The sequence below is a fragment of the Brachybacterium massiliense genome (assembly GCF_900184245.1).
Taxonomy (GTDB): domain Bacteria; phylum Actinomycetota; class Actinomycetes; order Actinomycetales; family Dermabacteraceae; genus Brachybacterium; species Brachybacterium massiliense.
Map to the genome: position 1 here is coordinate 862,070 of NZ_FXXB01000008.1, position 25,271 is coordinate 887,340.

At 70.8% G+C, this 25,271-nt stretch carries 18 protein-coding genes; 4 read left to right on the forward strand and 14 right to left on the reverse strand.

What is annotated here, in order from left to right; all coding sequences use genetic code 11:
• Positions 1–97 precede the first annotated feature (97 nt).
• The 5 genes from BN4251_RS14035 to BN4251_RS14055 form a co-directional block, all read right to left on the reverse strand.
• Positions 98–3,487 (reverse strand): ATP-binding protein, encoded by a 3,390-nt coding sequence (locus tag BN4251_RS14035; protein WP_087485673.1) that lies wholly within the window; start codon positions 3,485–3,487, stop codon positions 98–100.
• A 71-nt stretch (positions 3,488–3,558) separates the two neighbouring features.
• Complete coding sequence (locus tag BN4251_RS14040) at positions 3,559–5,418, reverse strand: SIP domain-containing protein (RefSeq protein WP_087485674.1); 1,860 nt, start codon at positions 5,416–5,418, stop codon at positions 3,559–3,561.
• Between the two features lie 6 nt (positions 5,419–5,424).
• Positions 5,425–6,423, reverse strand: a complete 999-nt coding sequence (locus BN4251_RS14045) for a FecCD family ABC transporter permease (protein WP_087485675.1) — start codon at positions 6,421–6,423, stop codon at positions 5,425–5,427.
• Positions 6,420–7,415 carry a FecCD family ABC transporter permease gene (locus tag BN4251_RS14050; RefSeq protein WP_087485676.1) on the reverse strand — a complete coding sequence of 332 codons (996 nt, stop codon included), beginning with the start codon at positions 7,413–7,415 and terminating at the stop codon, positions 6,420–6,422. The genes BN4251_RS14045 and BN4251_RS14050 overlap by 4 nt, the downstream gene beginning before the upstream one ends.
• 1 nt (position 7,416) lies before the next feature.
• Positions 7,417–8,460 carry an ABC transporter substrate-binding protein gene (locus BN4251_RS14055; RefSeq protein WP_087485677.1) on the reverse strand — a complete coding sequence of 348 codons (1,044 nt, stop codon included), beginning with the start codon at positions 8,458–8,460 and terminating at the stop codon, positions 7,417–7,419.
• Between the two features lie 468 nt (positions 8,461–8,928).
• Between BN4251_RS14055 and BN4251_RS14060 the strand changes: the two genes are divergently transcribed.
• The 4 genes from BN4251_RS14060 (at position 8,929) to BN4251_RS14075 (ending at position 13,474) form a co-directional block, all read left to right on the forward strand.
• Positions 8,929–10,662, forward strand: coding sequence for a glycosyltransferase (locus tag BN4251_RS14060; protein WP_087485678.1), 1,734 nt, complete (start codon positions 8,929–8,931; stop codon positions 10,660–10,662).
• 2 nt (positions 10,663–10,664) lie between these two features.
• Positions 10,665–11,912, forward strand: a complete 1,248-nt coding sequence (locus tag BN4251_RS14065; RefSeq protein WP_087485679.1) for a glycosyl transferase — start codon at positions 10,665–10,667, stop codon at positions 11,910–11,912.
• Between the two features lie 175 nt (positions 11,913–12,087).
• Complete coding sequence (locus tag BN4251_RS14070; protein WP_087485680.1) at positions 12,088–12,774, forward strand: IspD/TarI family cytidylyltransferase; 687 nt, start codon at positions 12,088–12,090, stop codon at positions 12,772–12,774.
• Positions 12,767–13,474, forward strand: a complete 708-nt coding sequence (locus tag BN4251_RS14075; RefSeq protein WP_087485681.1) for an SDR family NAD(P)-dependent oxidoreductase — start codon at positions 12,767–12,769, stop codon at positions 13,472–13,474. The genes BN4251_RS14070 and BN4251_RS14075 overlap by 8 nt, the downstream gene beginning before the upstream one ends.
• Before the next feature lie 153 nt (positions 13,475–13,627).
• On the opposite strand, the gene BN4251_RS14080 is transcribed toward BN4251_RS14075, so the two are convergent.
• The 9 genes from BN4251_RS14080 to BN4251_RS14120 form a co-directional block, all read right to left on the reverse strand.
• Entirely contained in the window at positions 13,628–14,491 is an 864-nt protein-coding gene (locus tag BN4251_RS14080) for an ABC transporter ATP-binding protein (protein ID WP_087485682.1), read from the reverse strand.
• A complete protein-coding gene (locus tag BN4251_RS14085) occupies positions 14,484–15,431 on the reverse strand; it encodes an ABC transporter permease (RefSeq protein WP_245810360.1) in 948 nt (315 codons plus the stop codon). The genes BN4251_RS14080 and BN4251_RS14085 overlap by 8 nt, the downstream gene beginning before the upstream one ends.
• A 184-nt stretch (positions 15,432–15,615) precedes the next feature.
• Complete coding sequence (locus BN4251_RS14090; protein ID WP_087486393.1) at positions 15,616–17,370, reverse strand: CDP-glycerol glycerophosphotransferase family protein; 1,755 nt, start codon at positions 17,368–17,370, stop codon at positions 15,616–15,618.
• A 133-nt stretch (positions 17,371–17,503) separates the two neighbouring features.
• Complete coding sequence (locus BN4251_RS14095; protein ID WP_170931971.1) at positions 17,504–19,417, reverse strand: glycosyltransferase family 2 protein; 1,914 nt, start codon at positions 19,415–19,417, stop codon at positions 17,504–17,506.
• A 272-nt stretch (positions 19,418–19,689) separates the two neighbouring features.
• A complete protein-coding gene (locus BN4251_RS14100; RefSeq protein WP_087485684.1) occupies positions 19,690–21,300 on the reverse strand; it encodes a type 2 periplasmic-binding domain-containing protein in 1,611 nt (536 codons plus the stop codon).
• A gap of 63 nt (positions 21,301–21,363) precedes the next feature.
• Complete coding sequence (locus BN4251_RS14105; protein ID WP_087485685.1) at positions 21,364–21,966, reverse strand: DUF624 domain-containing protein; 603 nt, start codon at positions 21,964–21,966, stop codon at positions 21,364–21,366.
• A gap of 7 nt (positions 21,967–21,973) precedes the next feature.
• The gene (locus BN4251_RS14110; protein ID WP_212647618.1) at positions 21,974–22,939 is read right to left on the reverse strand and encodes a carbohydrate ABC transporter permease; all 966 of its coding nucleotides are present in this window, start codon (positions 22,937–22,939) and stop codon (positions 21,974–21,976) included.
• Between the two features lie 4 nt (positions 22,940–22,943).
• Entirely contained in the window at positions 22,944–23,936 is a 993-nt protein-coding gene (locus BN4251_RS14115; protein ID WP_087485687.1) for an ABC transporter permease, read from the reverse strand.
• 453 nt (positions 23,937–24,389) lie between these two features.
• The gene (locus BN4251_RS14120) at positions 24,390–25,118 is read right to left on the reverse strand and encodes a DUF4194 domain-containing protein (protein ID WP_087485688.1); all 729 of its coding nucleotides are present in this window, start codon (positions 25,116–25,118) and stop codon (positions 24,390–24,392) included.
• Between the last annotated feature and the right edge of the window lie 153 nt (positions 25,119–25,271).

The window sequence follows — 25,271 nt, forward strand, 5'->3', positions numbered from 1 at the left end:
CCATCACGACGGTGGCGACCAGGGTACCGAGCCCGGGCCGTGCTGCCGATGGGGAGAACTCCCCATGCCCCGCCCGGCAGGGGGCGGGGCGCCCGGCTCACTCCTGGACGGGCACGAACTCCACCGGGGCCACCGAGGAGTAGCGGTCCTGCCGGATGGAGACCACGCCCACGCCGCCGATGAACGGGGCGAGGGCCTGCGGGTTCTTGCCGGGGTTGGCGAGGATGACCTGGAAGCCGAAGTGGCGGAAGGACTCCATCGCCGCGGTGATGAACTTGCCGGCGCCCTTGGAGAAGGCCTCGTCGATGATGATCGGCGCGTAGCGGGGCACGTCCTGCCCGGTGCCCGCGAGCTGGTAGCGCAGCGCCGCGGCGAGGCAGAAGGTGGCCAGGCGCTCGTTCTGGCCGCCCGAGAGCGGACCGCCGGACTCGTGGGCGTGGACCACGGTCCCGGCCGCATCGACCTCCTCGGCGTGGAAGTGGACGTGCCGGCGCACATCGAGGATCACCCGGGAGACCTGGTCATCGCGCGTGCGAGCCGCACCGATCATGTCCATCAGGTGGCGCAGGGACACGAAGCGCTCCTCCGCGAGCTCACGATCGCGGGAGATGTCGTGCAGAGCGGTGCCGGCCACGGCCTCCTCGAGGGCGCGCTTGAACTCGTCCAGCGCCGCCAGGTGCACCGGGCGCATCGACAGCTGCAGGTAGCGGCCCGAGTGGAACTCGACCTGGGCGAGCAGCGCGTTGATCCGCTGCAGGCGCTTGCGGATCTCGGAGGGCTCGCGGGCGATCGCGGTGGCCAGCGCCTGCACGTCGCCGAGGGTGTTGCCGGTGAAGAACTCGAAGAAGCGGTCCTCGACCTCGGGCAGCTTCTCCTCCTCGATCCTTTGCAGGATCGCGAGGTAGTCGGCCACACCCTCGAGCGTGGGCGCGGTGTCCCCGGCGGTCGCGGGCCAGCGGCGGGAGAACTCGCGCATCGCGGTGCGCATGTCCTCCTCGGCGCGGGAGGTGCGGCGGGTGAGGTCCATCAGCTCCGCATCCAGGGTGGCCGAGGCGTCCTTGGTGACCTGATCGATCGTGGAGAGCACGAGGGTGGGGGCGATCGCGGCGAAGCGCTCGGCCAGCTCCTGCTCGACCTCGGGGTCCAGGCTCGAGCCCTCGACCCGCTCGCGGGCCTCGGCCAGGCGCTCCTCGGCCCGCTCGGCCTGCTCGGCGAGCTTGCCGGCGCTGCGCACCACCTCGAGCAGCTCCTCGTCGCTGCCGGCGATGGACTGCTCGATATCCTCGATCTGGCGGGCCAGCTCGGCCAGCGCCGCGGAGCCGTCCTCGGCGGCGCGCACCATGTCGCGCAGATTCGCCACGCGCCGCGCCACGGAGGCGGCGTCGATGTCGTCCCAGGTGACAGCGCTGATCATCTGGAGGGCGTAGAGCCGTTCGCGGCGGCGCTCGCGCTCGTCCTCGACGTCCTTGCGCCGGGCCTGCGCCTCGAACAGGGCCTGCTCGGCGCGGGTGCGCTCGGCCTCGAACACGGCCCTCTTGGCGCGGTTGTCGAAGCCGAGCACCCACTGGGAGCGGTCGTTGATGTACCGGTCAGCGTTCTTCTCGTGCCGGGCCGCGGAGTGTTTGATCTGTCCCGAGCGCAGCACCGCCCGGTTCAGCCGGGTGAACTCCTCGAGGCTCTCCGCGCAGGTGTAGTCCATGCGGGAGGCGATCTCATGGGAGAGCCAGACGTGGAACTCACCGTCCTTGACGTCGAGCTTCGCGGCCAGAGAGCGCTCGTCGATGTTCTTCGCGGGGCGGCGCAGGTCGGTGTTGACCCGGTTGTAGGAGATGCGGCGGCGCAGCTTGGTGCGGTCGATCACCGCGGCGACCTCGCGGTAGATCCGGTCCGGGACCAGGATCGAGCGGGCGAGCCCGCGCAGGGCCTGCTCGGCCGCGGCGGTCCACTCCTCCTCGCCCTCGCGCACCTGCAGCAGCTCGGCGGCGAAGGGCAGCTCGGTGGGGGCGATGCCCACCTCGGAGGCGATGTGGTCGCGCAGGGCCACGTCCTCGGAGTGGAGGTTGGAGGCGCGAGTGGTGAGGGAGGTGAGCTCCTCGCGGGTGCGGGCGAGGGTCTGGGCGAGCTCGCGCACGGAGGCCTCGGCCTCCCAGCGAGCGACGTCGGCGCCCTTCTCCTCGCTCTCGAGGCTCTCGCGCAGCGCGGAGACCTCGCGCTGCAGGGCGAGGAACATGTCCTCTCCCGCCGGGGTGCGCAGCTCGACGGTCGCGAGCTGGGCGGCGAACTCGGTGCCCCGCTCGCGGCGGCGCTCCCGCTCCACCTCGAGGCCGGCGATCTGCTGCTTCCAGTCGTCGATCTCGCCGCCGCCGGCGCGCCGACGCTGCTCCTTGAGCTGGGCGAGGTCGGCGCGGGCCTCGGCCACGTCCTGGGTGAGGCGGCGCTGCTGGGCGGCGAGGCGGTCGCGCTCGAGCTGGAGGTTCCCGGTCTCCTCCCCCAGCAGGCGCACCAGGTGCTGGGCGGCGAAGACGTCGATGTCGGCGCGGCGGTCCACGAGGGCGCCGCCCCGCTCGCGCATCGCGGTCCAGTTCTCGTGATCGGTGCGCAGGCCGCGCAGCAGCTCGCGCTGCTCGCGCGCGGTCACCAGCGCCTCGTACACCTCGGAGAGGTTGTGGAAGTTCGCGAGCGCCTGATCGGCGAGCTCGAAGGTGCGGGGGGCATCGAGCATGTAGTCGCGCAGCAGGGCGTTGACGTCGCCGAGCTCCTTGGCGGACTGGATCTTGTGCAGCAGTCCCAGCGCCTTCTCGTCGGGGATGCCCAGGAGCTGGCAGAAGGCGGCGCGGTACTCACGGAACTGGCGGAAGGTCTGGGTGCCGGGGTGCGCGGCCTCGAGGGCCTTGCCCTCGATCTGGGTGGAGACGAATTTGCGCAGGTCGGTGACGTCCAGCGGGGTCCGGGCGATGACGTACAGGCTCTTGACGTCGGAGTCGGCGGTGTGGCCGGCGTGCAGCAGGAGCAGCCGGGAGAGCTGGACCGTGCCGCCCTGCCCGTCGCTGTAGCGCAGCGTGAGCACGGACAGGGTGGTCTTCTCCCGCAGCACCTCCTGGCTGAACTCGCCGGTGGCCTGGTCGTAGTGCATCGCCCAGGCGCCGCGCACGTAGCTGGCCACGGTGCGGCGGTACTTCGAGCGGTTGGGGCCAGCGTCGGAGGCGGCCGCGTTGAACTGGAGGGTGCGCGGCGGGGTCAGCAGGGCGCTGATCGCATCGAGCAGGGTCGACTTGCCGGTACCGGGACCGCCGGTGAGGAAGAAGCCCTTGGAGGAGATCGCGAGGTCGTGGGTGCCGTGGAAGGTGCCCCAGTTGGAGACCTGCACGGCGACCAGCCGCCACTGCCCTGGGTGAGGATGCTCGGGGTCGCGCTGGCCCGCGTCCGCGGCCTGGTCGGGCGCGGGCATCCCGGGCAGATCGAGGCCGTCCTGGGCGGTGTCGGTCATGGAAGTCACCCGTAGAGACTACTAAGGAGCGGCCTGTGCCGTACCCCGTCGGGTCGACGCCATCCTCACAGTCAGCCTTCGGGGCGGCCCTCGCGCCAGTACCCCATGAAGGAGACCTGGCGGCGGTCGATGCCGAGCTCGGTCACCAAGTGGCGGCGCAGGCCCTTGATGGTCGCGGCCTCGCCGGCGAGCCAGGCGTAGAAGGCGCCCTGGCCGGTGGTGGTCTCCCACAGGATGGTCGAGTCGATGTCGATGTCCTCGAGCTCGGGGCTCTGCGCTCCTGCGGCACCGGTCCCGGCGCCGCCCGCCTCCGTGCGGAAGGCCTGCGCCCCCTCGCACATCAGCCGCTGCACCTCGGCGCGCATCAGCTCGCCGTGGGGGCGCTCGCCGCGGGCGAGCCAGGTGATCTGCACGCCCGAGCGGGTGGGCACCACCTGTTCGTCGGAGGCGTCGGGCACCTCGATCACGGCGTGGCCGCTGATCGAGGCGGGCAGCGCCTCGAGGATCGAGCAGATGGCCGGCAGGGCGGTCTCGTCGCCGGCCAGCAGCACGGTGCGGGCGCTGCCGGGGCGGAACTCGATGCCGCCGTAGTCGGGGCCGATCAGGTGCTTGTTGGGGCCGAGCATCGAGAGGGTGTCGCCCACCTGCGCGTCCCGTGCCCAGCGGGCCGCGACCCCGCTGCCGAAGGTCTCCTCGGGCTCGAGGTGCAGTACGAAGTCGATGTCGATCTCGGGGTGCTCGCCGAGGTTCCCGGGGTGTCCGGCGCCGCGCATCTCGCGCACGCTGTAGGTGCGCATCCAGCCGCGGTCGGCGGGGTCGATCTGCAGCCAGGTGCGGTACCAGTCGGCGTGCGTGGCGGGGTCGAGCATCGCGCCGGGGCGCACGGAGGCGAAGTGGTCCGCGCTCGCCTCGGGGCCGGGGATGATCAGCTTGATCCGCAGGTCCAGGGGGTGGCCGCCGGTGCCGAAGTGCACCAGGTCCGGGGAGGTGAAGGTCAGGCGCACCAGGCTCCTGCCGAGCGGACGGACGGCGCCGACGCGCAGCGTGTAGACGAGCTGGGGGCTGTGCTCGAGCGCGGGCACGAGCTCGGCGGCGGGCTGCGTGGCAGTGGTGGTCATGGGTTCCTCCTGCGGGGTGGGCGTGGGGGCGGCGTCGCGCCCCAGGGGGAGCACCATCGGGGTGCCGGTGACGGGGTCGGGGACGACTCGGGAGTCGAGGGCGAACACCTCGTGGACCATCTGCTCGGTGATCACCTCGGCGGGCGCGCCCTCGGCGTAGATCTCGCCGCGGCGCACGGCCACCAGGTGATCGGCGTAGCGGGAGGCGAGGTTGAGGTCGTGCAGCACGATCCCGACGGTGGTGCCGCGCTGCTGGTTCAGGTCGCGCACCACGTCGAGCACCTCGAGCTGGTGGGTGACGTCGAGGAAGGTGGTGGGCTCGTCCAGCAGCAGCACCTCGGTCTGCTGGGCCAGCGCCATCGCGATCCAGACCCGCTGGCGCTGCCCGCCGGAGAGCTCCTCGAGCAGCCGGTCGGCGAGATCGTCGGTGCGGGTGGCGGTGAGCGCCTCGGCGACGGCGGCCTCGTCCTCGGCGCGCCACTGCTGGAACAGGCCCTGGTGGGGGAAGCGGCCGCGGCGCACCAGTTCGCGCACGGTGACGCCGTCGGGCGCGATCGGGGTCTGCGGCAGCAGGCCGAGGCGGCGGGCGAGGTCCTTGCCGCGCAGAGAGCGGATGTCCTTGCCGTCGAGCACCACTGCTCCGTCGCGGGGGCTGAGCAGGCGGGACATGCCGCGCAGCAGGGTGGACTTCCCGCAGCCGTTGGCGCCCACGATGATCGTCACCGCACCTTCGGGCAGGGACAGGCTCAGGTCGCTGACGATGTCGCGCCGGTCATAGGCCAGGTGCAGGTGCTGCGCTTGGAGCAGGGCCATCGTCGATCACCTTCCGTTCTGGGAGGTCGGGGTGCGGGTGAGGAACCACAGCAGGAACGGGGCGCCGAGGGCCCCGGTGATGACGCCGGCGGGCATCTCGACCCGCCCGAAGGCGTTCTGGCCCAGGAACTCGGCGACCAGCACGATCACGGCGCCGATCACCGCTGCGGTCGGGAAGTGGGGCCGGCCCACGAGCATCCGTGCGAGCGGCCCGGAGAGGAAGGCCACGAAGGAGAGCGGCCCGGTCACCGCGACGGTCAGGGCCGAGAGCATCACCCCCACCAGGATCAGGGCGATGCGGGTGCGCGGCACGGCCAGGCCCAGGGAGGTGGCGGTGTCATCGCCCAGCTGGAGCACTCGCAGGCGCGCCACCAGCACGGCCAGCAGCGGGATCAGCACCGCCAGGGCGAGGGCGAGGACCAGGGCCCGCTGCCAGGTGGCGGCGGAGAGCGAGCCGATCATCCAGTGCATGACGTCGCCCGCGGTGCGGGTGTCGATGCGGGTCATCAGGTAGCTGATCAGGGCGCTGAGCGCCGCGCCGACGGCGATGCCCACCAGCACGAAGCGGTTGTCGACGGCGCTGCCCGTGCCGCGTCGGCCCGCACCGGCGGCGGCGAGGGTCACCGCGGCGGCCAGCAGCCCGCCGCCGAGCGCGCACCAGAACACCGTCGCGCCCGAGGCGCGGAGCACGGCGATCGCGATCACGGCGCCGGCGGAGGCGCCGAGGGTCACGCCGATCACGTCGGGGCTCGCGAGCGGGTTGCGCAGCAGGGTCTGGAAGACGGTGCCGGAGAGCCCGAAGGAGATCCCGGCGAGGATCGCGACGGCGACGGTGGGCAGGCGCGAGTCCATCACGATGAAGGAGATGCCCGGGATCTGCTCGCCCAGGAGCACCGCGAGGGCGTCGCCCGGTGCCACCACGGGGGTGCCCAGCAGCACACCGGCCACGGCCGCGATGAGCAGCAGCGCGCCGAGGCACAGCAGGGAGATTCGCGCGCGGTTCATAGCCCCGCCTGCCGGCGGGAGCGGATCAGCACGATGAACACGGGCACGCCGATCAGGGCGGTCATCACGCCCACCTGCACCTCGGCGGGCGGGGCGATGACGCGGCCGATCACGTCGGCCAGCAGGATCAGCACGGGCCCGGCCAGCAGCGTGAGCGGAATGATGCGCCGGTAGTCGCCGCCCACCAGCAGCCGGGCGGCATGGGGGACGACCAGGCCGAGGAAGCCGATCGGGCCGGCGAGCGCGACGGCCGCCCCGCACAGCAGCACGATCGCGATGCCGAGCAGCACCCGAGCGGCGGTGACGTTGACGCCGAGCCCCACGGCGGCGTCGTCCCCGAGGGAGAGGGCGTTGAGGGTGGGCGCGGCCAGCAGCACGAGCAGCACGCCGGCGGCCATGAAGGTGCCCACGGTGGCGACCTCGCCGAGGCTGCGGGCGCCGAGCGTGCCCACCTGCCAGAAGCGCATCCGGTCCAGCGAGGCCTGGTCCAGCAGCACCAGGGCGTTGATCACCGAGCCGAGCCCGGCGGTGACCGCGGCGCCGGCCAGGGCGAGCTTGACCGGGGTGGCGCCGTCCCGGCCGAGGGAGGAGACGGCGTAGACCGCGACGGTGCCGAGCGCGGCGCCCACGAAGGCGAAGAGCATGAACTCGGTGACCGAGGAGATCGACAGCAGGTAGATGGCGGTGACCACGGCCGCGGCGGCGCCCGCGTTCAGCCCCAGGATCCCGGGATCGGCCAGCGGGTTGCGGGTCATGCCCTGCATCGCGGCACCGGCCACGGCGAGGGAGGCGCCCACGGCGATGCCGGCGACGGTGCGCTCGAGGCGGGCATGGATCACCACGTGGTCCGCCTGCGCGGCGTCGAAGCGCACGAGCGCCTCCCACACCGTGGCGGGGTCGACGGCGCGCGCCCCGACCAGGAGGGAGAGCCCTCCCGCCACCGCCAGGGCGAGGACCCCGGCGGTGAGGGCGAGCAGGGGCGGACGACCCACCTCAGGCCCGGGCGGCCTGGACCGCGTCCAGCACGGAGGGGACGACGTTCTCGATCGCCCAGGGCAGGCTCAGCGCGCTCGCGGCGGAGACCGACAGGGTCAGGTGGTCGTCGTCGGTGATCACCAGCGCGCCGCTGGCCACGGCGGGGATCTGCGCGAACAGCGGGTTGTCCTGGAAGCTCTCGACGGTGTCCCCCGCGGCGCCCCAGGTGTAGAGGATGTCGCTGACCAGCTCGTCGGACCGCTCGGCGGACCAGGAGAAGGCGAAGGTGCTCTCGTCCTCGGTGTTCTCGGTGACCACCTCGGCCTGGGTCATGCCGAGCGCGGTGAAGAAGCGGGGGCGGGTGTCCCCGGCGGTGTAGATGTTGATCGAGTCGTCGGAGAGGCCGAGGGTCCCTGCGATGAAGGTGGACTCCTTGACCTCAGGGTTGTCCTCGCCCACGGCGGCGAGCTGCGCGGTGACGTCCTCGATGATCTGCTCGGCCTCGGCGGAGCGGCCGGTGGCGGCGCCGATCACGCTCAGGGTGTCCTGCCAGGAGGAGGTGTAGTTCGGGGAGACCGGGCCGATGGTGGGGGCGATCCGGGTGAGCTGGTCGTAGTCGTCCTGGGCCAGGCCCGAGTAGGCGGCGACGATCAGGTCGGGGGTCAGCGCTGCGATCTCGTCGACGTTGACGCCGTCGTTCTCCGAGTAGGTGGTGGGGGCGTTCTCGCCGCCCCAGCCGGCGCCGAGCTCCTCGAGCGCGGAGTCGATCCAGTCGGTCGAGCTGTTGTCGTTGCCTCCCCATTCGATCAGGGGCATGCCCACGGGCACGATCCCCAGGGCGAGGACGCTGTCGGCGTTGACCCAGGAGACGGTGGCGATGCGCAGCGGTTCCTCGGCGATCTCGGTGGTCCCGTAGAGGTGCTCGACGGTGGTCGGGAAAGCGCCGGGCTCCGCGGAGCCTGCCGTGGCGGGCTGGCCGGTGTCCTCGGAGCCTCCGCAGGAGGCCAGGACGGGGGCGGTCAGCAGGGGCAGCGCGATCAGTGCGCGGCGCGAGAACTTCACGGGGTCTCCTCGAGGGATGGTGGGCCGGCCGGGTTCCAGCCGCCGACGTGGCGGGCGCTGCACGGCGCAGAGGGGACTGCGCGAGGCCGCGGGGACCGTACGGAACAGTAAGGCGAGCCTGACCTTATTGCGCAAGCCCGGTGGAGCGCAATTGCCTCTCCACGATCCGGCGGTCGCCCGATGCCTCGCGACGCCCTGATCAGGCGCTCGTCAGTCGCCCACCGGACACGTGGCGGCCCCAGATGGGATGCAGGTCACGTCAAGCCCGGGAGTGAGCGCACCCCCACGAGACCTCCGCCACCGCCGTGTTGCTCCTCGTTCACCTGTAGTTCACGTTGATATAGTCGCGAGGCTCTGGCCCTGGCGACGTGACGCAGCGGCCGGTGCGCACCCGTTCACCCCGGCCCACCCCGAGAGACAGACAGCCGGTGACCGAGCCCGGTCCCGCCGACATCATCAGGAGGACGGATGCAGGACGCTTCCCGCGGCCGTCCACCCGGCGCAGCGGCGCCGCAGGGTGACCCGTCGGCCGGAGCGCCGCAGGGCGACTCGTCGGCCGAGGCGCCGCGCACGGTCCTCCAGGCCTCCGACCCCACCGCGACCCCCGCGATCTGGGGCGAGGCCTTCCCCGTCGCCGTCTGGCGCACCGTGCTGGGCGAGCGCCCGGTGGCCGTGAGCTGCGAGGGCGAGGGCGCCTTGCTGCACGGCGCGCGCGAGGGCCGCGCCGTCCGCCTCGGCACGCTGCCCGTCGGCGGCCGGATCCTCACCCCGGCGGAGCGCGCGCTGGAGTGGCTCTGGGTCGAGGGGGCGCACGGACCGGTCACCTGGAGCATCGCCGAGCAGGTCACCCTCCCCCCGGTCACGGTGGTGGTGCCCACCTTCCGCCGTGAGCGGGATGCCCTGGCCCAGGTGCGCCGTTTCCTGGCGATGGAGACCGTGACCCGCGTGGTGGTGGTGGATCAGGGCGGCACCCTCGAGGCGATGCCCTCGTTCCGGGCGCTGCAGGCCGCGCATGAGGAGCTCCATCTGGTCTCGCAGTCGAACCTGGGCGGCTCCGGCGGGTATGCGCGGGGCATGCTCGAGGCCGCGAGCGATCCGGGCGCGGCGATCCTGCTCTCGGACGATGACGCGGTGCTCTCGGCCGAGTCGCTGCACCGGATGGTCACCTATCAGGCCCTCGCCGCGCGCCCCACCATCCTCGGCACCCCGCTGTTCTCCGCCCATCGCCCCTCCCGGCTGCTCACCCACACCGAGGCGGTGCGGCCGGGCTTCTTCCAGTGGGCCGCGGCCGACGGGATGCGCCGGGCGGCGGACCTCGAGGGCACCACCCCCGAGCGGTGGACCTTCCTGGCCCTGCACGAGCAGGCGAACTACACCGGCTGGTGGGGCACCCTGCTGCCGCCGAGGACCCCGCAGCTGCTCGGCCTGCCCGTACCGCTGTTCCTGAAGTGGGACGACGCCGAGTACGGGCTGCGCGCGACGGCGCACGGCCTCGACCACGCCGTGCTGCCCGGCACCGCCGTGCACCATCCGCCGTGGACGGCGTACCGCACCCAGATGTCCTGGACCGCGCGGGTGCTGCACCGCAACCGGCTCGCGGTCGCCGCCGCCTACGGCGTGGGACGGGGCGTGATCGGGTCCTCGCTGATCCATCAGCTCAAGCACATCCTGGCCGGGCACCTGCTGACCGCCGAGCTGTGGGAGTCGGGGATCGAGGCCGTCCGTGCCGGGCCCGAGGCGTGGATGGGGCAGGACCTGCGCACCGTGCGCGCCGAGAGCACCGAGGTGCTGCGGCGCTGGCACGGCGAGCACGATGCCCTCGCCCCGCCCGAGGCGACTCACCGCGCACCGCTGCCCCTGCCGCGCGCCCTGGCCCGCGCCGCGGCACGGATGCTGCTGCCGGACCGGGCCCCGCGCGTGGTGCTCGAGGTGCCCGCGCCGCGGGTGCACTGGCGCACCACCCTGGGCGGCGACGTGCTGCGCATCACCGATGCGGCGGGCGCGGTGGAGAGCGCCATGACCGTGCGGGGCTCCGCGATGCGGCATGCGCTGGGGCGCACCCTGCGCTCGCATGCACAGCTGGCCAGGAGCTGGGGCGCGCTGCGCGAGCGGTATCGCGCGGCCCTCCCCCAGCACACCACCGCCGCCTCCTGGACCGCGCTGTTCGAGGCGGCCAGCGACGACACGACAGAGAGGATCTGACGATGCCGGCACGCGGGAACGCGCTCAGGCGCCGGGTGCGCAGCACCGGCGGGAAGCTGCTGCGGCGGCTGCGTCTGCTGCCGGGCGGCATGCCCGACGGCATCGGGGACGACGCCGCCCTGCAGGACGCGACCCTCGAGGGCGAGGTGGTGGTCTACTTCCCGGACACCACCGACAGCCTCTACCAGCTGCGCAGCTGGTACGGGCCCCTGCGCGAGCTCCATCGCGCCCAGGGCGTGACCGTGGTGTGCATGGACTCCCGCACCGCCCAGGCGATCCGCGAGGAGCTCGGGGTGCCGGTGGTGACGATCGCCCTGGACGCCACGCTCGATGCGATCATCCTGCGCAGCGGCACCAAGCTCGTGCTGTACGTGAACTACAACCCGCTGAACACCGCCGCGCTGCGCTCCCGCTCCGCGATCCACGTCTCGCTGCTGCACGGCGACTCGGACAAGGTGGTCTCGGTCTCCAACCAGATCAAGGCCTACGACTACTCCTTCGTGGCCGGGCAGGCGGCGATCGACCGGCTCGAGCGGTACACCACCCTGTTCGACGCGGCCTCCCGCTGCATCCCGGTGGGCCGCCCCTCCCTGGACACCGACCGGCAGGACATCGCGCCCCGCGAGGGCACCCGGCCGACGGTGCTCTACGCGCCCACCTGGGAGGGCGGGCAGGCCTCGGCCGCGTACAGCTCGCTGCCCAGCCACGGCACGCGGATCGTGCGCTCCCTGCGCGAGGCGGGGCTCGAGGTGATCTACCGTCCCCACCCGCTGACCGGGGTGAGGGTCCCGGAGGTGGGCGAGGCCGATGCGGAGCTGCGCCGGATGCTCGAGGCGGGCGGCGGCGTGGTCAGCACGGACCGCCCCGTGCTGCAGGACTTCGCCGAGGCGGATCTCATCCTGTGCGATGTCTCCGCGATCGCCAACGAGTGGCTCCCCACCGGCAAGCCCCTGATCATCACCAGCCCCTCCGACCCGCGCACGAGGGATGCAGCCACCGCCCTGCTCGAGACGGTGCCGCGCCTGAGCGAGGCGGAGGCCCACCGGGCCGGGGAGATCGCCCGCGCCCAGATCGAGCACGACCCCCAGCGTGAGCAGCGCCTCGAGCTGATCGAGTACTACCTGGGCGATGTCACCCCGGGGCACTCCCTCGCACGCTTCCTGGAGGCCTGCGCGCGCCTGTCCCGCAAGCGCGACGAGCTGTGGCGGCGCCTGCAGGAGAACGAGGCGCCCGCTCACGATGCGGGCTGAGCCTCCCCGCTCGCGCGACGCCCCGGAGGGGGCGCTGCGCGGATCCGCTCCGCACGACTTGTACAGTGAACGCCACGCGTCACCCAGGTGACATCCAGATGAATTCGACGGATGCGGTGCAGCGTGGCGCACCCCGCCATCGCCGCGCCGCCGACCCGCACGAAGGAAGCTCTCCATGTACTCACTCATCCTCCTCAACGGCGGGATAGGCAGCCGCACGGGCGCGAATCAGCCCAAGCAGCTGCTGAAGCTCCGTGGCATCCCGATCCTGGTCTACGCCCTGGTGACCGCGGATCGGGTTGAGCAGATCTCGCAGATCGTCGTGAACTACCCGCCCGACTGGCGCGAGCAGGTCGAGGAGGTGCTCGCCGCCTACGCGATCTCCACCCCGGTCACGCTCGTGGAGGCGGGCAGCTCCCGGCACTCCTCGGTCGCCGCGATGCTGCCCCACTGCACCAACGATGACGTGATCATCCACGAGTCCGCCCGCCCGCTGGTGCGCGAGCGCGACTTCCAGAACCTCATCGACTCCGAGCACCGCAACGTGTCGCTGATGTCGGAGATCTCCTTCACGGTGGCGCCGGTGGATCCGGAGACCTCCGCGGTGACCGGCTCGCTCGAGCGGGACCGTCTGCGCAACGTGCAGCTGCCCCAGAAGTTCTCGAAGTCCGATCTCCAGGCCGCGCACGACCGCGCCGTGGAGCAGGGCGTCGAGTTCACCGAGGACGCCACGCTGGTGGCCGACAGCGGGTTCCCCGTCCACTTCATCGACGGCTCGGATGAGAACTTCAAGGTCACCACGAAGACGGATCTCAAGATGGCAGGGTTCCTCCTGCGACCCGAGGAGGGCGACGATGAGTAAGACCGCACTCGTGACCGGTGCGTCGCGAGGCATCGGCCTCGAGACCCCCCGCCGCTTCATCCTCAACCACGACGAGATCACCACCGTGGTGATGTTCGCGCGTGACTCCGAGGACTTCGACGAGAACGTCGCCGCCCTGGAGGCCGAGCTGCCGATCGGTCGCCGCCTGGTGCCCTACCGGGTCGACGTGGGAGACCGCTCGGCGCTGAAGAAGGCCGTCAAGCAGGCCTACGACGAGGTCGGCAACATCGACATCCTGGTCAACAACGCCGGGTACACGAACCCGGTGCCGCTGCAGCAGGTCAAGATGTCCGACTTCGAGAAGACGATGAACGTGAACCTCTACGGTCCGTTCACGATCGTCAAGACGCTGCTGAACCGCGGCAACCGCTTCGACCTCATCGTCAACATCGCCTCGACCGCCGGCATCAACGGCCGCTCGGGCTGGCTCACCTACTCGGCCTCCAAGGCCGCGGTGATCAACATGAGCCAGGTGATGCGCGAGGAGCTGTCGATCTACGGCACGCGCGTGGTGTGCCTGTCCCCCGGTCGCACCGCGACCGCGCTGCGCCGCACGCTCGCGCCCGAGGAGGACCCGAGCACGATCATGCAGCCCGAGCATGTCGCCCAGGTCATCTACACGCTGTGCTCCCCCGTGGGTCGCTTCATCGACTCCGAGAACATCGTCGTGCGCCAATGAGCTGAGGCCTCGCGCCGACGCCGCACGCAAGAGGGCGTGCCCCGATCGAGGATCGGGGCACGCCCTCTTGCGTGGGTCCGGGGAAGGCGGCGCGGGACCGGACAGCGGTGACGGGCGGCAGGGCCGACGGCGCGGCCAGCCGCTCCCCACAGTTCAGCCTGCGGCCTTCGCCTTCTTCTTCGCGTCCACGAAGGTCTTGTAGGCGCCGCACACCTCGGCCGGGTCGCCGTCCATCACGAGCTTGCCGTCATGGATCCACAGCACACGCGTGCACATGCTCTTGACCGTCGCCAGGGAGTGGCTGACCAGGAACACGGTCCCGGCGGACTTCCGGATCTCGTCCATCCGCGCCTTGCTCTTGGCCCGGAAGTGGGCATCGCCGGTGGCGAGGGCCTCGTCGATCATCAGGATGTCCGGCACCGCGGAGGCGGAGATCGCGAAGCGCAGGCGGGCGCCCATGCCGGAGGAGTAGGCCTTCATCGGCAGGTTCACGAACTCGCCGATCTCGGCGAAATCGACGATCTCCTGGAAGCGCTCCTTGACCTGCTTGGTCGTCAGGCCCAGCGCGAGGGCGCCGATCATGATGTTGCGCTCGCCGCTGAGGTCCTTCATGAGCACGGCGTTGACACCGAGCAGAGCCGGGTTGCTGGCCACGTGGACGGTGCCCGAGACGGGTGGGATCAGCCCGGCGATGGCGCGCAGCAGGGTCGACTTCCCCGAGCCGTTCTCGCCGATGATGCCGATCGCCTCACCGTGGCGCGCCGCGAAGGTGACGCCCCGGATCGCCTTGACCTCGCGCACCGGGGGCTGCTTCGCCCCCCGCCGCGCGAGCCTGCCCAGCACGCCCCAGTCGCGGCCCGGGCCGTGCCCCACCTTCTTCGCGCCGAAGACGCGATAGGACACGTGCAGATCGTTGACCATCAGGGAGAGATGCTCGGAGGGGACCTCGATCACCGGGGTGGTGTCGAGATCCTCTTCGTCGACCTCGAAGTCGATCTCCTTGTCGGCGTCAGTCACGTCCGTACCTCTCCTCTCCGCTCCAGAACACCAGGAACCCGGCGACGGAGAACACGAGCGCCCACACCACGCCCAGGACCCACATGGTCGGATCCGGGATGTAGGCGGGCTCGTCCAGGATCGAGGAGCGCACCAGGTAGAGATACACCGCCACCGGCTGGTACTCCATGATCCACCCCCAGCTGAACTGGCTGAGGTAGCGATCGATCGAGAAGATCACGCCCGAGGCATACATCAGGATCCGCATGAAGTGCGGCAGCAGGTTGTCCAGGTCCGGGGTCATCGCCACCCAGCGCGCGACCATGAAGGCGCATCCGGTCGAGAAGATCCACATCAGCAGGATGGCCGCCGGCAGGAGCAGCCAGTAGGCGTCGATCGTGACCGCACCGGCGAAGGGCAGGAACCCGGAGAGGTAGGAGATCAGGATCATCACCACGAGCGCCGGCCCGAGGATCGTCAGCTCCGCGAGCACCCCGGCCACCGGCAGCACGGCGCGGGGGAACTTCACCGACCGCACCAGGTTCATGTTGTGGTTCAGGGAGTGGGCGCCGGCCATCACCGAGCGCTCGAAGAAGCGGAACATGAACACGCCGACCACGATGAACGCGATCGTGTTCTCGATCCCCTCACGGCCGATCTGCAGCAGGAAGCCGAAGATCAGCACGTAGACCGAGGCGTTGATGATCGGGGAGATCAGGGTCCACAGCTGGCCGAGATAGGTGCCCTGGTTCTCGGAGTGCGCCTTCGCGACCGCGAGCACGTGGATGAAGGAGCGGCGCGCCCAGAGATCCTTGACGTAGGGGATCAGCCGCGGCCGCACCCCGATCGGCTCGAGCTCGTTGCGGCGCACGGCGTCCTGGACCGCCGCGTCCTCGAAGACGCGCTCGATCGGCGCCGGCACCAGGGATGCCACGTCCGGCTTCGCCTCACCAGTGGTCAAATGACTGCTCCAATCTCGCCGGGACCTCCCGACCCCACGAGGTCACGGTCCGCTCGCCGCGGTGACGGGAGCGCTCCTCCGGCGCACCGCCGGATTCGCGCGACGTCCCACTCTACGGCGAGGCGGCGGGGCCGCCCAGCGACCGTGACCGATTCCCCTCGTCGGCGCGGCGGGGCCCCACTGCTCACACCGTGCCCGTCGGCTCTGCCGTGGGCCGCAGGTCCTCCACCGTGCGCGGATCGATCAGTCCCAGCTCCGCCTTCGCGACCTGCACGAAGCGCTCCGCGTAGCCCTCGCGCGGGATGTCGCCGAGGTAGTAGGTCGCCCAGCGCTTCCGCTCCTCGCGGCCGGGGTCGGCGACGATCAGGTCATCGAGCCGTGCATCGAGATCGACCAGGCGCTGCCCCTCGACCACGAGCACGTAGGCGGCACGCGCCATCGGGAACTGCTCGGTGAACTCCTCGGCGCCGGTGCGCGGGGAGACCATCGCCAGCGGCTTCCCGGAGTGGAGGAAGTCCCCCACCACGGCGGAGACGTCGGAGATCATCGCGTCGGCCGCGTTGAAGCAGTCGGTCACGCTCATCTCGGTCTCCGCGACCTCGCCGAAGAGGTGCTCGCGGCCGGTGGCCGCCGCATCCGCGGCCAGCAGCGCACGGATCTCCTCGCACGCGGCCCGCAGCTCCGGGGAGCGGGAGCTGTAGGGGTGGGGGCGGAACACCACGCGGCAGCCGCGCTCCAGCAGGCCCTTCACGATCGCGGGCCCCACGGGCAGCGAGGAGTAGTTGGTCTCGGCCTGGTAGCCGAGCCAGGTGGGCGCGTACAGCACGGAGGGGTCCTCGAGCTCGCCGATCGGGCCGCGTTCGCCGTGCACGTCCTCCACCTGGGGGCGGCCCACGATGCGGAAGATGTCCTCGGGCATGGGCACGCCGAACTTCTCGAAGCGGTCGATCGCGGCCTGCCCGGCCACGAAGTCGCGGTCGTACATGCGGATGATCGGTGTGGCGCTCGAGGCCTTGTCGGACTCCCCGTGCAGCAGCTGGATGTGGGTGAGCTCGGTGTAGCGCACCATGTGGTTGTTGCGCATCGCGTTGTTCACGTAGAACACGCCGCGCGCCGAGGGCACGATCAGCGCGTCGAGGTCGGTGAGCGAGCGGCGCAGCAGCACGGGATGGTCGGTCGCCTCCGCGAGCTGGCGGAAGTTCGGGACCGTGCGGGTGACCAGCACGAAGGGGACGCCGAGCCGCTCGAGGTAGGGCAGCCACATCGTCACCTGGAAGGCGGAGCGCGGCGGGGCGTTCCAGTAGAGGTAGAAGACCGGCCCCATCTCCTCGAGGATCTCGGGCAGCGCGGCCTGGAAGCGGCGCCGGATCATGATCCGGCGCACGATGTCCGCGCCGGCGAGCGCCGCGACCACCAGGGCCGCGGCAGAGAGCACGAGGGAGACGGCCATCAGCACGGCGGGGGCGAGCTGGCCGAGCACCGCCGCACACAGTCCCAGCAGGTTCAGCGGGAAGATCCAGCCGTAGGGGAACGCGGGCCGGTTCCGCTCCTGCCGGCCCGGGAAGCCGGAGGCGTAGGGCACGGCGATGCCGTTCGCGGAGCGCAGGATCGGCTCGAGCACGAGCGCGGCGAGGCCGAGCAGCAGGGCCACCGCAGCGAGCACGCCCAGCTCACCGGCGATGACGAGCTGCGTGCCCACGCCGGTCAGGAGGATCAGCCGCGCGGCGAGGTAGCGCCCGATGCCGCCCACCCCCGCCGGCACCCGCAGCAGCGTGCGACGCTGGCGCAGCAGGATGAGCACAAGCGGCACGAGCGGCGCCACCCCCGCACAGGCGGTCCCCTCGAGACCCACCATCGCGAACGCCGCGAGCACGGCCAGGGTGTTCACCAGCGCGGGCCACAGGGACATCATGTCCATGGCCTTGCCGGCACTGATCATCTTCACGCTGTGTCACCTCGTGTTCCGGGCCCCGGAGGTCAGGCCCTCCCGCGCGGGGAAGGGGGGATGTAGGAGATTCTGCACCGTCAGGACCCACAGGACGGTCGGTCCGTCGGGCCCGTCGGCGTCGGGCTCAGGAGCGCTTCAGTCCCAGCCGCCGTGCGGCCGCCCCGAGCACGCGCCCGCCCGAGGCGGGCGCGCGACGGTCCCGGCGCTGTGCCGGCGCGGGCTCGAGCCGCGCATCGCCGCCGGCGAGCGGGACGGGCCGCGGCAGGGGCTGGATGATCCGACCGTGCGCGTTCTCGATCACGAGGGCATCCGCGTCACCGGGCACCGTGACGGCGAGCAGACCGCCGTCCAGGTGGGCGAGAGGGATCTCCTGCGCCTCGGCATGCGGCGCGGTGGAGTCGAGGGCGGTGATCCGCAGGGTGTCCGCGGCATCTGCCCACAGCACCGCGATCCGTCGACCGGGCTCCGTCTCGAGCACGCCCCGCAGGACGGTCTCGGGGCCGGAGCGCGCGATCTTGGTGTATCCGATGTCGAGGGAGACGTTGCCGTGGCCCTTGGTGAAGTAGACGATGCCGAGGTCCCTGCGGGCCTCATCCGGCGTGATCAGCAGGCGGCGCTGGTCCCCCACATGCTCGGAGCGGTGCCGGCCGAGCCGGTTCTCGAGCTCCTGGTGCCCGAAGTGCTGGACGACCCACAGGTCCCACACCCCGCGCTCGAGCTGCGCGGTCTCGATCCGGCTGCGGAAGCGCAGGGCGGGCAGGTCCTCGTGGGTGACGTGCGCGAGATCCTCGGCGGGGAGGTCGAGCAGCTCGTCGGTGCCGCGCAGGCGCAGGCGCAGCACGGCGTCGTCGGCTGGGGTGATGCCGTCGCGCACATGGGTGCTCACCTCGAGGCGGACCTCCCCGCCGCTGACCTCGAGGTCTTCGAGGACAGGCACGCCCACCACCTTCACGTCGCGGAGCAGGTCGTCCTCGATCCCCTCGGCGAGAGGGGCGGGCAGGTCCAGGCGGAAGCCGTCCTCGGTGCAGGTGAGCCGCGTCCGGCCGCCGTCCGCCTCCCAGCGGATCACGGCGCGCAGCTGCTCGAGCTCGCCGGCGAGGGCGAGACGGGCCTTGAGGCGGTCGAGCGAGGAGAGGTGCGCGGCCACGGCGTCGTTGAAGTGGGGGCCCATCACGCGCTGCATCTCGGAGACGATGTGCTGCTGCGCCTGCGCATCCTCCTCGAGGAAGCGCGGGTGCAGCGCCTTGCGCAGCGCACCCTTCACGGGGCGCTCGAGCACACCGTCACGCAGCTCGCCGGGCTCGGACCACGTGATGATCACGTCCACCACCGCGGTGAGCAGGTCCGAGTACTCCATCGCCGAACGGGGCCGGGAGGTGACGTTCCGGCCGTCCTCGCGCTTACGGATCAGCACGAAAGGCCTGTCCGCTCGCACGCTGATCTTCTTCGCGACCAGGTAGCACGCGGCGGTGAAGGGCTGATCGGAGCCGGTGCGCAGGTGGACCGGGTTGTGGGCGCCGGTCTTGTGCACCAGCTCGGTGCGGAACAGCTTGATCGCGGTGAGCGAGTTGAACAGCCGGTCCTCGACCAGGTGCGCATCGGCCTTGGTCCGCCTGAACATCGAACCGGGGGCGTGGCGTCCGTTCAGTCCCGCCATCTTCGCCAGCACGATGTCCGATCCGTGCTTCTCCGCGTAGGCGACGAGATCGGCGAGGGCCCCCTCGGTCAGCACGTCGTCGGAGCCCACCACGAAGAAGTACTTGCCGGTCACGGCCGCGATGCCCTTGTTGCAGGGATCGGCTGGGCCGCCGGAGTTGGGCTGGGTGATCAGCCGGTAGTTGGGGTGTCGCTCGGCGTACTCGGCGAGCACCTCCTCGGAGCCGTCGTCGGAGCCGTCGTCGACCAGGATGACCTCGAGCTGCTCCTCGTCCAGCCCCTGCGTGGCGATCGCGTCGAGGGTCTCGACGAGATACGGCATCGAGTTGTACACCGGGATCACGAGCGAGACCAGCGGGGTCTGTGCGGTCTTCTGGGACACGGCGGACCTTTCTCTCTCCTCCGCATGTCTCGGAACTCGACGCACACGGGGCATTTCGACGGAGCGCCCACGCTATGGCCTGCACGGCGCTTCCTCAAACACCCTCACCACCCTGCGACAGGCATCTCACGTCGACGAGAAGACCGCCACGCCCGGCGTCCCACGCACGCGGGATGACCCCGGAAGGGCGGTCGGATCAGGCCGGCCGCGGCCCCGGGGGCGCCCCACCGCAGGTGCTCGGGCCGCTCCTCACGAGCGGCCCGAGCACCGTCTCACTGCCGGCGGTCGTAGGCGGCCTGCTGGATCTCCATGAACTCGCTCAGCCCGATCTCCTCGAGGGTCTGTGCGAAGGTGTCCCACTCCGACAGCGGCAGCTGGCCGGTGATGAACCCGGCGCGCGACTCAGCGAGGTACTTGCCGATCTCCGCGCCGACGGTGCCGAGCACATCGGACTCCTCCGGCGTGAACGTGAAGGCGGACCACACCTCGGGAATCGCATAGGGCTCCATCGCCTGCGAGCTCTCCATCGCCTGGGGCATGCTCTCCACTCCCCCGAACCACCGCTGCGTGACCCAGCCCGGGTAGCTTCCGCCCATGAAGATCGAGTGCGGCTTCAGGCCGTCGTCCACGGACTGCCCGTCGGTGATCTCGGGCAGCAGCTTGTACTCGCCGTCGACCTCCTCCCAGCTGTCGCCCTCGTTGCCGAGGAAGAACTGCCGGGCGCCCTCCTCGCTGTACCAGTAGTCCATCCAGCGGGCGAGTGCGACGGGGTGCTCGCAGCGATCGGTCATCACGAAGTGTCCGATCGAGGCGAGCTCGGAGCGGACGGCGTGCCAGACGGGAGTGTTCCCGGCTTCGGTGACCAGCGGAGGCAGGACGACATAGTTCTCGCCCTCGGCCCCGAAGTATCCGGCCGGCGCGGCCGTCGAGCAGGCGGCGATGAGCCCGTCGCTGCCCTGGGCGGTGAAGGTCGCGCGGTCCGAGGAGAAGATGTCCGCCGGGATCAGCCCCTTGCTGTAGAGACCGTGGAGGTAGGTCATCATCTCGCGGTACCCGTCGGACAGGGGGAAGTACCGCACCGCTCCCGTGTCCGGGTCGAGATCGATCTGCCCTGCGGCGGTGCCCTGGTTCGCCACACCGAAGGTGCCGTAGAGGGTGGGGTACGTCTCTCCCAGGTTCACCGGGTCGGTCAGGCCGATCGCGCCGTCGATCGTGTTCACGGCCTCCTCGAGGTAGGCCTCGAACTCTTCGGTCGTCTCCGGCACGGCCATCCCGAAGCGGTCCAGCCAGTCCTGGCGTGCGAAGAGCTTGAACATGTACCGCAGGCCCGGGAAGCTCGGATCGTAGATCTGAGGCGTGGAGTAGATGTTGCCGTCGGGGAAGGTCAGGCCCTCACGGATCTGCGGGCTCGCCTCCATCAGGGCGGTCAGGTTCGGCATGTGCTGCTCGAGGAGGTCGTTGAGGGGGATGAACGTGCCCCGCTCGCCGTAGGTGGCCAGATCCCCGGTCCCGATCCCGTTGCGGTAGAACGCGCTCGGGTAGTCACCGCTGCTCAGCGCGAGGTTGCGTCGTTCGGCCGCACCGTCCTGGGGGACCAGGCCGAAGTCGATGTGGATGTTGGTGAGCTCCTCGGTCGCCTTGATGACGGAGACCTCGTTCCAGTCCTCCGCGGTGGTGGAAGGGCGGGCGCTGAGGAAGTCGATCGTGATCTTCTCCTTCACGATCGGCATGCCCTCGGGGGTGATGTTCTCGTCAGGGTTCTCGATCTGGTCGAGGGTGTCGACCTCGTCGCCGTCCCCTCCGCAGGATGCGAGGACGGCGGTGGTGGCCAGGGCGGCGCCGGAGGCGAGGGCGGCGCGACGGGTGAACGGGTGCAGGGTCATGGAGCAGGGTCCTTTCAGGGGTGTGGGTGATGCAGGGATCGCAGTGACGGTGGGGTGGCAGGGTCAGGGGAAGGTTCGTCGCAGGCACCAGGCGGCGGCCACGAGAGGGATGCTGACTCCGCAGACGGGCAGCAGCCCCGGCCAGCCGCTGGCGATCAGCGCCAGCGGCCAGACGATCAGGGGGACCAGCAGGGACAGGGTCAGCAGCGGGCGGCCGACGCCGATCGCGAGCGCGGCGGCGAACACGGCAGCCACACGGGGCGGGGCGCCGTCGATGTCGCGTCCTGCGATCCAGAGCAGGTGCGGCATCATCGCGACCATCAGCAGCAGGGCCAGCAGGGCAGGGCCCTGCGTGAGTGCGGCGGGGACGGGCGGCAGACTGCGGGAGAGCCACCAGGTCACGCTCAGGGAGCCGCACAGGGCGAGCGCGAGCAGCGTGACGCAGTTGGTGAGCCGCCACCCGTCCCGGAACTGCCACCACATGGTGCGGCCGACGGGCAGGTCCCGCTCGCCGCGCATCCAGCGCTGAGCCACCTCGAGCGCCGCGGAGGTGGCAGGGCCGATGCCGAGCAGGATCCCGCCTGCTGCCGTGAGCGCGAGCCAGCAGGTGTTCAGCCACACGAGCCGCACCACCCAGTGCAGTGCGCCGTCGAGTCGGGTCGTCATCTCGGGCTCACCCCTTGACCGAGCCGATGAGGACGCCCTGGGTGAAGAATCGCTGCAGGAAGGGGTAGATGACCAGCAGCGGGAGCGAGGCCACGATCATGACCGCGTACTTGATCAGGGCGGCCAGGCGCTGCTGCTCGATCAGCGAGCCGGCCGCTCCGGCGCCGCCCTGAGAGGCTTCCTGGGAGACCACCAGCAATTCGCGCAGCACCAGCTGGAGGGTGTACTTGTCGCGGTCGGAGAGGTAGATCAGCGCCTTGAAGTACTCGTTCCACAGTCCTACCCCGTGGAACAGGGCCAGCGTGGCGATGATCGGCGCGGAGACGGGGATCGCGATGCGCAGGAAGGTCTGGATGTCCCCCGCCCCGTCGACGGTGGCCGCCTCGGCCAGCTCCTCGGGGACGCTCTGGGTGAAGAACGCCCTGCCCACCAGGATCGACCAAGCCCCGGCGGCCCCGGGCACCACCACCGCCCAGAGGGTGTCGAGCATGCCGAGGTCCTTGACCACCAGATAGGTGGGGATGATGCCGCCGGAGAAGAGCATCGTGAACAGGATGTACCAGGTGACCGCTGTACGGCCCGCCATGGTGCGCCGTGAGAGCGCGTACGAGCAGGGCAGCACGATCAGCAGGTGCAGAGCCACGCCGACGATCGTGTAGACGACCGTGTTGCGGTATCCGGTCCAGATGGATGCCTGGGCGAACACCCGCGCGTACCCGTCGACGTTCAGCTCGACGGGCCACAGCCATACCCGACCGGTCTGCACCGCGTGCGGATCGCTCACCGAGGCGATGAGCACGAACCACAGCGGATAGCCGATCACGACGACCACGGCGAGCAGGAAGACGGTGTTGAGGCGGTCGAACCAGCGGTCCCCGCGCGAGGTGAGCGGGCGGCGTCCGGCCGGCCGGGGCGCGGGAGCGCCCCTGCGGTTCCGGGAGCTTCGGGCGGTCTGAGCGGAAGAAGAGGTCACGGGCTCACCACAGGCTGTTCTCTGAGTAGCGGCGGGCGAGCTGATTGACGCCGACCAGCAGGATGATGTTGATGACGGAGTCGAAGAGCCCGATCGCGGCGGCATAGCTGTACTGCCCCTCGAGCAGGCCGGTCTCGTACACGAAGGTCTGGATGATGTCGGAGGCCTCGGCGTTGAGCGCGTTGTTCATCAGCAGGGCCTTCTCGAAGCCCACCGCCATGAAGCTGCCGAAGTCGAGGATGAACAGGATCACGACGGTCGGCATGATCGCCGGGATGTTCACGTGGCGGATCCGCTGGAGCCGGTTCGCGCCGTCGACCTGAGCAGCCTGGTGGAGCTCCGGATTCACGCCGGACAGCGCCGCGAGGTAGATGATCGTGCCCCAGCCCAGGGACTGCCAGACGCCGGACCATACGTAGAGGTGCCGGAACCAGCCCGGATCCTGCATGAACTGGATCGGTGTGAATCCCGCCAGCTCGATGACGTGGTTGACGAGGCCGATGCGCGGATCGAGGAAGGCGAACAGCATGCCCACCACGACCACGAGCGAGACGAAGTGGGGTGCGTAGGTGAGGGTCTGCGTGAAGCGCTTGAAGACGTGGTTCTTCACCTCGTTGAGCGCGAGGGCCAGGATGATCGGGAGCGGGAACAGGAGCAGCTGGTAGAGGCTCAGCAGCAGCGTGTTCCGCAGCAGACGCCAGAAGTAGTAGGAGTCGAAGAAGCGCTCGAAGTGCTCCAGGCCCACCCAGCGGCTGCCCCAGATCCCGTCGGAGGCGATGAAGTCGCGGAAGGCGATCTGCGCCCCGTACATCGGGACGTAGTTGAAGATCAGGAAGAAGAGGACTGCGGGGGCGACCAGCACATAGAGCTGCCAGCTGTGGCGCAGGGCGCGCAGGATGCGGCGCTTGCGCGTCACTGATCGCATCGGCCTGCCGGGAGCCGGGGGCCGTGCCTCCTGGTGCGCGTCGGCAGCGGCGGCCACCGGCGGCGCGGTCATCGTGCGGGTCCTCTCATGGGAGTGTCTCCTGCTCGGCGCTCATCTCAGAACGTGTCGTGTGTCGCATGACAGCAGGCGTGGGAGCGCTCCCAACAGGAGGCGACCGGAGGCGAGGAGCTGCGTCTGTCGACGACATTGGGGGTCGACGTCACGATCGCCCGCCTCTCCGTCACCGAAGAGGACGGCGCCTCTCTGACCTGCCCTGACAGTTAATCCAGGGAGGTCGGGGCACCACAAGAGTGTTTTATGAAATGGCCTTTCATATACATCTCTTGTTCACCGTCGACCCGACAGGGCGCCCCGACGGGGCAGGTGCGGGGCCAGGCGCGCGCCGCACCGGGCCAGGGTTCGGCCGGTGCGCCGGGTCAGGGACCGGCCGTGCAGACGGCGTCGTCACCGACCGAGCAGGGCAACAGCCCGCTCACGAACCGGATTCCGCCGTCTTCTGGGTCGTCAGTCGGCAGTCGACGAGGAGCCCGCGGCGGTGCCGCTGCCGGCCGGGTCGCTCGGGTCGTCCTCGGCCCGGTCGTCGTCCTCGGCCCGGTCGCTGGGGTCCTCGAGCCCGCTCACCCCGGCCTCGCGGTACAGGGCGATGAACTCGCGGGCGGTGTCGGGGCCGATCATCAGGCGCAGCACGGGCGAGACCTCGTAGTCGTCGCCCTGCTCGTCGAGCAGGCCGGCGCGCTGGATCTTGGCGATCGAGGCGCGCACCTCCTTGGCGAAGCCGGCCTCGTCGGTCGAGGTGGTGCGGCGGTAGGCGGCGAGCGCCTGCTGCAGCTCGGCCTCGGAGACGACGGTGCGCTGGCCGCGCGAGGACTGGGTCAGGAGCATCTGGCGCAGCACCAGCATCAGCACCGAGTCCAGGCGGTTCATCCCCGTCAGGCGGCGCAGCAGCTTGGGCGCGTCCGGGTCCTCCTCGCTCTGGCGCACGAAGGCGACCTGGGCGTCGTCGTCGACGATGAGCTCGAGGAAGAGATCGGCCAGGCGCGCCTCGATCGCGGCGCGGTCGCGCAGCAGCTGGGCGTAGCGGGCACCATCGCGTCGGCCGTCGAGGAAGGGGCCCTGCATCAGGTGCACGAGCACCCGCCGTGATTCGTCGACCAGCGCGGCACCGGGGACGGACGGCGCGCCGTCCTGCTGCGCGGAGTCGTCGGCGCTGGAGGGGGATGCAGAGCTGATCACGAGGCCCCACCTTACCGGCGCGTCGGGTGCCGGACGAGCATTGCGCGACTGAGCGGTCGGTCGATATGCACGCATCCGGGACCGCGATCTGGTCCAATGGCCCCACACGCAGGAAGGCCCCTGTGCGACCGTGCGGGGGTTGTCGACCGCAAG